Origin of the sequence: Microcoleus sp. D2_18a_D3, from assembly GCF_036702455.1 — a bacterium.
In the GTDB taxonomy this organism is placed as follows: Bacteria; Cyanobacteriota; Cyanobacteriia; order Cyanobacteriales; family Microcoleaceae; genus Microcoleus.
The window spans coordinates 42593-55933 of record NZ_JAUBTK010000048.1; the positions used below are offsets into that span (position 1 = coordinate 42593).

The window sequence follows — 13341 nt, forward strand, 5'->3', positions numbered from 1 at the left end:
TCTCAGTTGGTAAAGCTTGTCGGAGGCGAAGCGCGTAACGCATCCTAGGAGTTTAGCCGATCGCTACGCCTTTAATTGCCGATTTACTGGACAAAAGTTGACAATGCATACATATAGCCATCATTACGGTGAATTGCTTTACAGTATTTGTGACGCACTGGGCTCACCTTTCCTGTTGCCGAAATCATCTCAAAAACTCCACTTGCTCGTACAATTAGCCTACCGACATGAGTACCTGCAAACTTTCCTGTGGGCAGAGTTGCTTGTACTATGTCGCCAGTTTTACAACCAAAAAACTCCTTGCATCGCGTCTTGTGTTTAATCGGAAAGCCATATTTATTAGGCTGGCACATCTGACGACTTCCCCATCCTTTAGCTGCGATTGACAAAGGCTGTGAAGTCAATATTTTTAAGTGGGACACTACTCCTACACAAGCTGCATCTAACCAATGAGTTTTTGCTAATTTCAATCGAGTACGATTGTATTTGGTTCTACCACCTGTTCCTGTTTCAACTGGTAATGATGTTTCTTTTAGTCTGTTGAATAGTTGCCAGCGCGTACTATTTACTGCTGCTGCATCTTTCAAGGGTTTTTTAGCTTGTTGTGTTATCCGATTTAACAACTCTGGTTTCTGTGCTAAGAAATCTTTAAGCTCCTGATTTCCCTTGGCTTCGTTGCAGTGACGGCAAGCAATTGTCAAATTAGAAACTCTTGAACTTCCCCCTTTGGAAGAGGGATGAATATGTTCAATTTCCAAGGGAACATTTTGAGCGTTGCAATAAGCACATTTTCTCCCCCATTTTTCTAATAAATATTCTCTAATCTCGTAGCCTGCCAGTTCTCCTTGTTGGTACTCAATACCGGATATTTCAGGGTTTTCCATTGCCTGGGTATCAAACTTAACCAACTCCTGACATATTTCTGTAATTGGAACATATCGGCGTATACGGTTCACCCAAGTCAGAATATTTTCTACTCTTGATTCTAGACTGGGTGGCAACCATCCCGGTTTTCGGCTGCGGTTTAAAAACCGCGCTCGCCGATACCTAGTTTTCCGGTTTCTACGGTGGCGACGAATTGCACGACGCGACTCTAAATCATTCTTAATTTGTTGTCCCCTGTGGGTTAATTCGGCACCCCAGATTACCTTGTCATCTCGGACAATGGCTAATCCACTAACCTTAGAGCCTGGATCGATTTTTAATTGATAGGGCTGTATTTTTGGAACGGATACTGTGTATTTGAGTACGATCGTAAATGGGTAACGCCGATAAATAGCGGCAAGCCTCTGTTTTAGCAATCGCCTTGCTTGTCCTGGCGGTACTGGGTTAAGCGGTTGTCCATTGGTATCCACAACAAATACAAAATTAGACATGGATGTCCTCCCTTTCGGGGTAATGTTTTCCTCGCCAATGTTTTCAGGGCTTGTGATATCAATCGCACTTCCTTAACCAAATAGGGATGTTTAACGATTGACGACAGGGCTACAAGCTGGAAAGCACCTGTAGGTGTCATCACCTTGAAAACGTAGTTTGTAACTTAGGCTGGCTATCTCTCCAGTGTTTGAAGTCGTTGTCCACTTTTGTCTACTGTTTGGTGAATAGCACTTTTGACTCAATTCTAGAAACATCGATCGCACATTTATGACTTCATTGCAGCCGGATTAATTTGACTAACAGACTCATGATTTCTCCCTGTTCCGGTGTAATAATGATGCGATTGTCGGGAATGGCGATGGGATGAGTCCAACGAACAGCTTCCTCGTAGCGCAATGCGTGCAGTTGGTGGATAGTTCGCCGTACCCCCAGCGGCGAACCGATGATGACGTGACGGACTGCTTCGCGATCGGCCTCAAAGGTTTGGTTGGTTAAAACTTGGGGCGATGTTTGGTTCGATGATGAATCTTGCAACATAGCTTTGACTAATAATTTTGGATAGGGTTGATGCTTTGTAACGGTAAAACCGCGTACAATAACAAGTTGAAGAAAAGACAGCAATTCCCCTACAGCACAAGTGGCTTAACTGGTGCTATCTAATCTCTATTAGGTTAAATCTAAATTAATTTAGGGTAAATGTCAATTATTTTAGGCAAAACCCAAATAACTTAATATAACTTAACAAATAGCCTATGGAAACCTCAGAAAGAGCCGATCGATCGCCCCTAATGCGACTGAGAGTTCAGCGGTTTATGACTCAAAAGCAGCTAGCAGAAGCACTTGGCGTTACGGAAGCGACGGTAAGCAACTGGGAATCCGGGCGATCCGTACCGAAGCTAACGCCTGTTCAATACAAGAAGTTGCTAGAGATTCTGCAAATTACTTCCGATGAATTACCAGACCAATTTGGTTTTCCTAGCGATGCTGATGGATAGAAAATGGAATATTATAATTGAGGCCTTTTATTTAAACGAACTCATACAATGTTTTGAAAAAAAAAGGGATATGAGACTTAACATCGCTACTTTGGTCTGAATAAAATCTCCCAATTTCTAACGAGAGTTGTTCTCTAAATACCCAATCTTCCCGGCTAAAGTCACCGGATGGCTTAATTTGATGCCAATAATCCTTAGCTTTTTTAATTGTCAGCAAAACTGCGATCGACTGATTCCTCTGCGTTTCATCTACAGCATTTTGAAACCGCTCTTTCCACGAAGCCTGAAATGCTGTAATTTCGGTACAATCTAATCCAGAACAGTAACTAATGCGATCGAACGCTCTCTGTAGGTTGTTCTGTAAATCCAAGTCGCTACAAATTCCATCAGCCATATCCAGATAAATCTTTGCGAGTACCGCAGGATTGCTCTTATAAATCGGCTCGTTACAACAATTGTCAAATATTGGTTGAAGTTCAGGTGTCAGAAAATATGCTTCTTTATGAATCAAACCTGTAATCCAGATCCGGTGCTTTGCTGCGTTTTGCTCTTTCACCTGCGATTTTTCGTAAAGATTCCGAAAAATTGCTTCTGTATCTGTAAAAATATAATTGTCGATCGTTTGCAGTTGCAAGTCTAAATCTATCATTGCAAAAAGTCGATCGGGATCTAAATATGAATTAGTGCTATCCTGTTGATGTAATATTGAAAGAGTAAAGTAGGTATCTAGAACATCTTTGCGATCGCCACAGTTGAAAAATTCCGGTCGCTTCTGTCTCCACCATGTCGGAACGCAAGCCTTATAAAAGTTAGCATCAGGCATTTGCTCCATTGCTTTATAAGCTTGAGGTGACTCTCTACCCTGCGTCTTCCGAATATCACCTTCGCACAATACCACAATTTTGTTTTTAATTCTGCGAGATTGAAGAATTGCCTCACAATGTTTTTTTAGCTGTTCTGGACTAAGACTCATTTCTAATATTAGATTCTTGTTTAATCAGTTTTGGCTCTATTTCTTTAACGTGAGCTGGTGTCAAAGCTTCACACAATGCGTAGGAGTGAGTTGCCAGTATATATTGATTGCTGGGAGCCCACTCTTGGAGGTCTGATATAATTTGATATTGCCAATCTGGGTGAAAAGCAATTTCAATTTCATCCATCAACACAATAGCATCTTTTATGTTCCGGGACTTGAGCCATATATAAATGCTAAGTCTTTTGAGTTCGCCGTGACTTAAATCTTCTGGATATAGTTCTATAGTTTCACCATTTTTATCTAATTTTAAAGTTACTGCCGAAAGGTCTTTGTCAATATTTATTGTTTTACAGCTAAATAAAAATCTTAATTCATTTACTAAGGTTTGATAGCTGTTACCATATTTACCTGTTTCTATAGCTTCTTTAAAATCCTTATCTCTAGCAGCTTTAAAGGCTTCAATGAGTAAATCTACATCCAGGAAGTCATAAGTAAAAAATCCTTTTAGTTGAGATTTTGCTTTTTGAATTTTATCAAAATAATGCTCATTTGTCTGACTGTGACTTTTAAATAATAGTTCTCTACTAGCTCTATCGAGAAATAGAAAAACTTGTGTGGAGGGAGCTGCTAAAAATATTTTATCTGAAAGTATGTTTAAAAAATCGTTGGTTTTTTTCCTATCTATATCATTTAAATGACAGAGTAAAGCTTCATTTTGCTGATTGTTTGAGATTTTTTCACTTGAATAATTACATATATATGTCAGATTTTTTTCTGTTAAGTATTCAACGATATTTTCCCAAACTTCCTCACAGCTTGCATACGTATTTTTTAAATCATTTAAATTATTTTCAACTTCTTCTAGTCTGTGTTGGATTTCGTTTTGAGCACTTTCAATTTCTTTAATAGATACATTTTTTTTTGAGTTGACAACAGATATTAATGCTGAAACTCTTGAATTTGATACCAATTGTTGAAGAAACCTAAATTCTCTTTGAGCAGTGTCAAACCTTTGTTGATTGTCTTCAATGTTTTTGATTGTATCTAATCGATGACTACTGAGTGTTAAGCTGTTATTTATTGCTTCTAAATCTGCAATTTGCTTTTCCATTACTTTAAATTGTGTTACAGGATAAAAAGTAATACTTTCTGTATTTTTGATTTTAACCTTTAAAGAATGGGACTTTTTGAGAAAAGAGTTTTTGCACACAAAAAAAACAATTTGAACTATTTTTTCTCCATTCCAGATATCAATAATTGCTAAGTTTTTTTTGTCTTCTCCGTCATCCACTTTAAATCCTTGAAGCAAGTTTTGTAAAAATGGTTTTTTATCGTCATCAACAGAACAGTGTAACAATACAAAAATTAACTGCAACAGCGTACTTTTACCGCCACCATTTTGACTGCCCAGCGGAAAAATCTTAGGAAAAAAATCTTTTTCAAAAGTGAGGTCAATGTCCTTTAAACCGCGAAAATCAGGAACTTGAACTCGTAGCAAGTGCATAAAAACTCCTGGTGTTAGCTTGCATTTTTTATTGAAACCCTGAGCCACAATCATTTTAGATTATAACTCACATCTTACACCATTTTCAAGAACAGGCAAGATGCCTGTTCCACAACATATCAATTTCTTGTGGGGTGGGCATCTTGCCCGCCCCAAAAAGATTTATCTCTCGCCCTTTTACACCTTAAACTTCTCCACAATCCGTCTCATCGCCTCCTCCACATTCTCCCGACTATTAAACGCCGAAATGCGGAAATAACCCTCGCCCGCCGCACCAAAACCAGAACCCGGAGTTCCCACCACATTGCAAGTTTCCAGCAACTTCTGAAAGAAATCCCAACTCGACAAACCGTGAGGCGTTTTCACCCAGACATAAGGTGCATTTTCGCCACCAAAAACCTCGATTCCCGCCGCTGTCAATTTCTCACGAATAATCGCAGCATTTTCCATGTAAAAATTGACTAACTCCTGAATCTGTGCCTTGCCAGCCTCCGAATAAACCGCCTCTGCACCGCGTTGCACGATGTAAGAAACTCCGTTAAATTTAGTAGATTGGCGGCGGTTCCACAACTTCCAAATTTCGACATCGGAACCATCTGCTGCTTTTCCTGTCAAAGTCTTCGGTACAACTGTTAACGCGCAGCGAGTACCCGTAAAACCAGCATTTTTGGAAAAAGAACGAAATTCGATCGCACAATCCCGCGCCCCTTCAATTTCGTAGATAGAATGCGGTAAACTCGGATCGGTAATATACGCTTCGTAGGCCGCATCGAAGAAAATAATCGAACCGTTAGCTTTAGCATAATTTACCCAAGCTTGCAAGTGTTCCTTCGTTGCAGTTGCCCCGGTCGGGTTATTCGGAAAACACAAGTAAATTAAATCGACTTTTTTGTCAGTGGGAATTTGGGCAGTAAAATTGTTTTCCGCTGTAATTGGCAGGTAAACTAAGCCGCCGTATTCGCCATTTTCGTTGGCATCTCCCGTGTGTCCAGCCATCACGTTAGTGTCTACATACACCGGATAAACTGGATCTGTAACTGCGATCGTGTTATTGTTGCCAAAGATATCGAGAATATTGCCACAATCGCACTTAGAACCATCAGAAATAAAGATTTCCGAAGCATCAACATCGCATCCCCGCGACTTAAAATCGTGCTCGGCAATTTTCTCCCGCAGCCACTCATAACCTTGTTCCGGGCCGTATCCTTTAAAGGTATCCCGCGAACCCATTTCTTCCACCGCCGCCACCATCGCTTGGCGACAAGCTTCCGGTAGCGGTTCAGTCACGTCGCCAATCCCCAGCCGGATGATGGGCGCTTGGGGATTCGCCTCTGCATAGGCTTTCACCCTGCGCCCAATTTCGGGAAACAGGTAGCCGGCTTTGAGTTTGAGGTAATTGTCGTTGATAGTTGCCATAGTTCGATCGCTACAAATGTCGTAGAATAGCTTACTCCCAATTGTCTCTCTCAAGCAGCAGCAAGTTCGGCAACCGATGCTGTAAGGGATTTAACCGATGTGACGAGGAGATTCACGGAAGAGGAAGATTTTCCCCACTCGGACACTCAAACACTCCGATACTCAGCCATTACAGGCAATATTCGCAGTTGCTGAGCAGCCATTGACCAAAAAATCAAACTATCTTGTATAATCAGAATAGTGTGCAGTGCAGAAACCATTATGGACGAGATCGAGTACGCCAAACTCTATCAGGAACTGGCGGCAATTCTGAATGAGTTTAATTTAGGTTGGGTAGTTCAACAAGTAGCAGATACTGTCGAGATAGGCAAAGTAATTGAAGAGCGATCGCTCAAAAGAAAAACACCCCTGCTCAAGATAGAAGATTATACCGCAAAAGAACAACTTTTGCTGTTAATTAATGCTGTCGAACAAGCGACGGTCAACACTTCCGAAATGGAAGACGAAATTGCTTATTTCTTGAAAGTAGAATCAGAAACCTCTCCCCTCGGCACAAAAATTACCTTTGCCAATTCAGGTGCCGAAACTGCCAAAACAATTGAGTTTACCTCCAGCGTCACAGCCCCCCGCCACAAACAGGCGATCGCCCTCAAGCACTTGCTGGAAAAACTCCCCTCCGGGCCCAGCAACTACGCCATCAACTCCGAAATTAAAAGCAAATTAAAAAGCTCGATCGATCCCGAATTTAATACAGCGGCAGAACAAGCCAGAATTTTTGACACTTACCTATTCACTATTCTGCTAAAAGCAGTGGCTAATGAAGGCGGTACTATTTATTACAACAATGTTTTAGACGACGAAACACCGAAATATTTAACATTTAGAAAAACGGCGGGAAAAATCCACGGCACTGCACATCCATACACTCATGCTGTGGTGGAATTTCCCGACAAACCCGCCCTGGAAGTTCACCTAGGAGTAAAAGTCCAAGGTAGAGCCGGAGTTCTGCACAACTGCAACGTTTTAATTTTGTACCAAAAAGAAGCAAATATCTGCCGCTTGCTCAACCGCGAACCCCGGCACTCGCAGGTAATTTTAGCAGTAAAATCGGAACACAGCACCTCAGAACTTAAACTAGAAATGGCTGGTGCTTTTATCGGCTTAGCGTCAGATATTCGCTACGAAGGTGGCAGCTATTTCATTTCTAACAGTTACTCCCAACCCGTAGCCAAACTGCTAACTACCGCTCGCAAAAAATGGGAACTAAACATTTTTCCTACAGCCACAAACGATGTCCATCGACTGATGTACTCGTTTCAAACTATCTTTAAAGACTTTAAGGCCAGAAACTGATTCAATTAATCAGGACTAAGGTCAACTGGCAGAAAAGTCTTGCTACATTTTTTGTGTTAGGTTTCGTTCCACGAGCCTAACCTGCTGTCTGATTTAAAAAAAAACTGTTTTTCCGGTTGTGCCGGGAGGGCTAAATTCGAGTTTCGTAGATTGGCCCGGTTATATGTATCTGCTAATGTATCTGTTACATGAGTCAAGAAAATAATCTATCATGTTGCGAGCACCAGAACCTTACGAATAATGTTTAAGAAAGATAAATCTTCCCTGCTGTTTACGATCGGAGCCGCCACACTTCTGATCGGTTTAGGCTTTGTCACCTACTACCTCATCCTCTCCCGTGGGCCCGCCAAAGATTTGCCGGCGGGGGCAACCGTTGTCCCGCAAGATACGATGATGGCCCTATCCATCACCACCGATGAATCGCAGTGGAATAAACTGCGAGAGTTTGGCACGCCGGAGTCAAAAGCTTCGTTTGAGAGGTTTTTAAGCGAAATGCGCGATCGCCTCCTCACAAGCAACGGCTACGCCTACCAGCAAGACATTCAACCCTGGGTGGGTAACACCGCAATGGTGGCTTTTCTCCGCAACAAAATAGCTATACCAGCCCCCCCGCCCGCACCCAATGCGCCCCCATCTCCGCCAATTCAACAGTCAGTGGCAATTATCCTGCCAATTGCCAACCCGATCAAAGCCAAAGAATTATTAACAAAACCCAGGCCTCTCAGCCAAGGAAAAATAGTTGAGCGTAATTATAAAGGCGTCCAAGTCACAGAAACTCAAGGCGTACCCGATCGCAATTTCTCAGTCGCGGTACTCGGCACAAGCTATCTAGCAGTCACCACAGATTCTAGCGCTACAGACAGAATAATCGACACCTACAAAGGCGAACCTTCCCTAGCAAAAACCCCTGGCTATGCAGACGCCATAGACAAAATAAAAAGTCCGGGCGCCTTCGGTCAAATCTACGTCAATATGCCCGTTGCCGCCGCCTATGCCGCCGCCAACTCAGCCCGTGAAATTTCGCCAGAAAACCTCGAAAAACTGCAACAAAATCAGGGATTTGCCACCACAGCGACGCTGGAAGAAGAAGGAATTGCCTTCAAATCAGTCTCTTGGCTAAAACCAGATTCTACCAGAAGGATAGCAGTAGAAAACAATGCTCTAAAAATGGTTAACCGCCTCCCAAACAATACAATAATGATGGTATCCGGCGGCAACTTGCAGCGTTTGTGGCAAGACTACGTATTGGGAGCCGATGCCAACCCGATTTCCCCGATTAATCCTCAAGTTTTACGCACAGGTTTAAAATCCACTACCGGCATGGATTTAGATAAAGACTTAATGAACTGGATGGCGGGAGAATTTTCTCTATCATTAATACCAGCCCCCGCCCAGAATCCCAGAGACAAATTTGCTGCCGGATTTGTATTTATGGTGGAAACAAACAACCAGGGCGCCGCTAACAAATCCCTGAAACAGCTTGATGAAACGATGAAAACTAAAGGGTTTAGAGTGGAGGAAATTCAAGTCGGCGGCAAACCGGCGATTAAATGGACATCGCCGTTTGGAGGGATTACGGTAACTCGCGGTTGGATGAACGATGTAGTGTTTATGACAGTAGGAGCTCCCGTGGTTGATGCGATCGTTCCGGCACCGAAAAGTCCGCTTTTAAGCAGCGAACTGTTCCAGAAAACTGTCCGATCGCAACTTCAACCCCACAATGGCAATTTCTTCATCGACACCGAGAGTGCGTTTAACCCGAAAAACCTAGCTTTGCCGGAGTTTCCTCCCAACCAAAAAATGTGGATAGACGCCACGCGGTCGATCGGCGTTACAGCTGCCGTCATTGGCGATCGTACCACCCGTTATGACGCTTTTGTCGGTCTCAAAAAATCCACCCTATCCACTCCTTCTGCAAATCCTTCACCGCGTCCTGCTTCACCGCGCCCTGCTTCTCCCAGTCCCTCGCCCACTGTCCAAACTTCACCCAATTAACTCTTAAATCCTTCCACAAATCCGCCTGCACACCCCCTTAAACACAAACAGGGCGATCGATTAAAACCGAAAAGCAGGCGATCGAAATCGGCAATAGTGGAGTTGAGTACAAGAGGGCAATACAGCCGGATTCAAGTAGTTTTACTTCACAAAAAGTCACAAAAAAAAACCAAAAACCCGGTTTTTTCTTTAAATAAACCGGGTTTCTGAACACCCTAAGAATTTGGCTTACTGAAGAATAATTCAGCATTCACAATCCAGAATCCATTCTGGATTCTGTGCGACAGGATCGAGAATCCAGGTTTAAAGCCCCCGATTTTAATCGTGGATCACCAAAAATTCTTTCCGTGACCGTTAACCCTCACTTCAGGCATGGGGGATTCTGAATTCAGAATTCTGTCTTCTGACCGAAAGCATCCAGGATACAAGCCCCCGGATTCATCCGTCCAGAAATAAAAAACCTGTATCCCATGAAACTTGCCCCCCGAATTTATCCGTGGGGTCAATGCTTCAATCCTAAAATCTCAAATCTCAAATCTCAAATCTCAAATCGATTGACTCCTTCTCATTTCTTCTTTCCCTAATTTGAATTTTCGGCAAGTGTATAGATTTTTTTGTTTTGCATAAAATATTTTCGGATGTTTCCCGGTCAGTATTGGACGCAGAAACCGAGTTTTTGAACCCCCATACTTCCTTCAGACTATCAATAATAGTTAAAAAACCGGGTTTCTAGGCGTCGGAGGACCTCTAGGAAGGTCGTTTTTGTTATTTTTTATTAATATGTCATGCGGAAGATACAGAGCCTAGGCATTTCGAGTTATATTTAGATTGTGGAAAAGATACGCTGAGACAATTGCCAAAGCAGAGGCAAATTCTACCCATTGACTCCTGAATGCACTTGCAGTCAGAAACCCGGTTGCTTCATAAATATAGCGTCTTCAACCGTTCCGAAAAACCTATGCAGATATTGGCCTTCCTAGTCAGCACCTGTACAACATCGGAACGTGCAGTCAAGCGTCTTAACTGACTACGTTCATCAGGTCATGACACCTTGATGTAAACGCCAGCATTATGCACTGTCGAAGGCGATTAAGGAACGAGTGAACAGGTTTATAGCCAAGGGTATCGCTTTCCTAACAAGGGAACGTGAACATTTACCAGGCAAGCCTTACTTAGTAATAAAAGTGACAGAATAGCTCACAAATACCCCTCGGCAAATGAGGGGTAGATTTCCAATCTTCTACGCAAATTGACCAGACATAGCACGGATGTGCAGATATTTATTCACACAGCCGTCAATCAAGTTTTTTCTTTCTATAAAGCCAGTTTCTTTACCTAATTTCTGTGATTTATATATTTTACCCATTAAAAACCCATGAAAACCGCCAAAAATATTCAAAAAAAGTCTAAATTCCTCTCAAAAGCCAGAATCAGCAAACTGACACTCGCTCTGCAAATAGTCTTAATAAATATTTACTTTCTGCAAGCCAAAGCCGCAGGTCAAACAATTGTTCCAGCGGCGGACGCAACAGGCACTACCGTCACTCCCGCAGCGCAAAACGGAACTCCTGGCCAGCCAAGTCGCTTCGATATTCAAGGCGGACAATTATCGAGCGATCGACAAAATCTATTCCACAGGTTTACAGAATTCGGCTTGTCGGAAAATCAGATTGCCAACTTTATATCAAACCCCAACATTCGCAACATTTTAGCGGGCATAGGCGGCGGCAACCCCTCGATTATTAATGGCTTAATTCAAGTAACCGGCGGCAATTCTAACTTGTTTTTGATGAATCCATCCGGCATCATATTTGGCAACAGTGCCAGCTTAAACGTGCCGGCTTCTTTCACAGCAACCACCGCCACCGCTATTGGATTTGGTTCAAACTCGTTTAACGCTGTCGGTAGTAGCACTTACACATCTCTGACAGGCGCGCCCAATTCCTTTGCTTTTGGGGCCGATCGAGCAGGGGCAATTATCAGCACGGCAGACTTAGCAGTCAAGTCAGGGCAGAACTTAACCTTGCTCGGCGGCACCGTTGTCAGCACCGGCAGCCTTTCGGCCCCAGGCGGTCAAATTACCGTAGCATCAGTCTCCGGGACAAAATTAGTGCGTGTCAGCCAGGGAGGCAATTTGCTGAGTTTGGAAATCGAGGCGCCCTCAGCCACTAGCAACACAGGAACATCCAGCACAGCTTCGACATTCTCCATCGCAACCTTACCCGAACTGCTCACAGGCATCGGTGAAACAAACGCTACAGGCATCAGCGTCAATGCCAGCGGTGAAGTGGTACTCACGGCGTCTAACCAAGCAGTAGCTGCCGGGGACGTGGCACTAAAAGATGCAAACGCTGGGGCTATCGACATTCAAGCAGCCAACAGCATTGTAGTCAGCGGAAACCTGACAACTTCCCAAGGTGGCCCAATCGCCCTAGAAGCTAGTGGCGACATTAGCACTGCGGATCTCGACTCTCACTCCGACACCACCGCAGGCGGCAACATCACCGTCACCAGCCGTACAGGAAAAGTAGAAACAGGCAATATCAACGCCAGCTCGATCGACAAAACCAGCAACGCCGGAGGCGTTAGTATTGCAGCACCCTCAAGCAGCATTCAAACAGGGTTCATAGACGCCAACTCCGAAGAAAAACAAGGCGGCGAAGTCACCCTCAACGCCCGCAACGACATCGAAGTAACCCATATCAACACCGAAGGCCGAACAGCCGGAGGAGAGATTTACATTACAGCCGGCCGTCATTTCCGAGCTACAGGCACTTTCACAAACGATAACAACTGCTTGTCGCAAGCTTGCAGCATTTCCGCATCCACTACTGGTAGCGCTAATGGTGGAAATATCACCATTGGCCAGGGTGGCGAAGCCTCGAACACTCCTTTCACCGTCGGGCCAGACTATAACAGACTCAACGGTACTGCTGGCAGCATTGCCACTGGGGGTCCAAAGAAGGAAAATGTGATTACACAGGGAAGTTATTTCAGCCCCACCCCTCAGATAGTACAGCCGACCCAAATTAACATTACGGCTTCTTCAGTATCACCAGCACCGACACCAGCACCGACACCAGCACCAGCACCCGCGCCGACACCAGCACCGACACCAGCACCGACACCAGCACCGACACCAGCACCGACACCAGCACCAGCACCCGCGCCGACACCAGCACCGACACCAGCACCAGCACCCGCGCCAACACCCGCGCCAACACCAGCACCAGCACCCGCGCCAACACCCGCGCCAACACCCGCGCCAACACCCGCGCCAACACCTGCACCCGCACCTGCACCCGCACCCGCACCAACACCCGCACCAACACCAACACCCGCACCCGCACCAACACCCGCACCAGCACCAGCACCCGCGCCAACACCAGCACCCGCGCCAGCACCCGCACCGGCACCAGCACCGACACCCGCGCCAGCACCCGCACCCGCGCCAACACCAGCACCGGCACCAGCACCGACACCCGCGCCAACACCAGCACCCGCGCCAGCACCCGCACCCGCGCCAACACCCGCACCCGCGCCAGCACCCGCACCGGCACCAGCACCCGCACCCGCGCCAACACCAGCACCTTTACAAACACTAACGCCAGCACCAGCACCAGCACCAGCACCAGCACCAGCACCGGAACCAGCACCAGCACCAGCACCAGCACCAGCACCAGCACCAGCACCAGCACCAGCACCAGCACCAGCACCAGCACCAG

The 13341-nt window shown here is 45.0% G+C and carries 9 protein-coding genes; 4 read left to right on the forward strand and 5 right to left on the reverse strand.

From position 1 onward, the window contains the following. Window positions 1–83 precede the first annotated feature (83 nt). Window positions 84–1376 carry an RNA-guided endonuclease IscB gene (iscB, locus tag QUB06_RS20945; protein ID WP_333436885.1) on the reverse strand — a complete coding sequence of 431 codons (1293 nt, stop codon included), beginning with the start codon at window positions 1374–1376 and terminating at the stop codon, window positions 84–86. Window positions 1377–1650: 274 nt separating this feature from the next. Next, a complete protein-coding gene (locus QUB06_RS20950) occupies window positions 1651–1914 on the reverse strand; it encodes a hypothetical protein (RefSeq protein WP_333436886.1) in 264 nt (87 codons plus the stop codon). 215 nt (window positions 1915–2129) lie between these two features. On the opposite strand from QUB06_RS20950, the gene QUB06_RS20955 reads away from it, so the two are divergent. Continuing rightward, window positions 2130–2372 (forward strand): helix-turn-helix transcriptional regulator, encoded by a 243-nt coding sequence (locus QUB06_RS20955; protein ID WP_333436887.1) that lies wholly within the window; start codon window positions 2130–2132, stop codon window positions 2370–2372. A gap of 31 nt (window positions 2373–2403) precedes the next feature. On the opposite strand, the gene QUB06_RS20960 is transcribed toward QUB06_RS20955, so the two are convergent. From QUB06_RS20960 to QUB06_RS20970, 3 genes are all read right to left on the reverse strand, one after another. Continuing rightward, window positions 2404–3345: a hypothetical protein gene (locus tag QUB06_RS20960; RefSeq protein ID WP_333436888.1), complete on the reverse strand. Its 942-nt coding sequence runs from the start codon at window positions 3343–3345 to the stop codon at window positions 2404–2406. Next, entirely contained in the window at window positions 3335–4906 is a 1572-nt protein-coding gene (locus QUB06_RS20965) for an AAA family ATPase (protein ID WP_333436889.1), read from the reverse strand. The genes QUB06_RS20960 and QUB06_RS20965 overlap by 11 nt, the downstream gene beginning before the upstream one ends. Window positions 4907–5029: 123 nt before the next feature. After that, window positions 5030–6268: an LL-diaminopimelate aminotransferase gene (locus QUB06_RS20970; RefSeq protein ID WP_333436890.1), complete on the reverse strand. Its 1239-nt coding sequence runs from the start codon at window positions 6266–6268 to the stop codon at window positions 5030–5032. A gap of 261 nt (window positions 6269–6529) precedes the next feature. On the opposite strand from QUB06_RS20970, the gene QUB06_RS20975 reads away from it, so the two are divergent. The 3 genes from QUB06_RS20975 to QUB06_RS20985 form a co-directional block, all read left to right on the forward strand. Next, window positions 6530–7621, forward strand: a complete 1092-nt coding sequence (locus tag QUB06_RS20975) for a hypothetical protein (RefSeq protein ID WP_333436891.1) — start codon at window positions 6530–6532, stop codon at window positions 7619–7621. A gap of 240 nt (window positions 7622–7861) precedes the next feature. Next, window positions 7862–9616 carry a DUF3352 domain-containing protein gene (locus QUB06_RS20980; RefSeq protein WP_333436892.1) on the forward strand — a complete coding sequence of 585 codons (1755 nt, stop codon included), beginning with the start codon at window positions 7862–7864 and terminating at the stop codon, window positions 9614–9616. Between the two features lie 1375 nt (window positions 9617–10991). Continuing rightward, window positions 10992–13341 (forward strand): two-partner secretion domain-containing protein (locus tag QUB06_RS20985; protein ID WP_333436893.1); only part of this gene is annotated, 2350 nt, incomplete at its 3' end.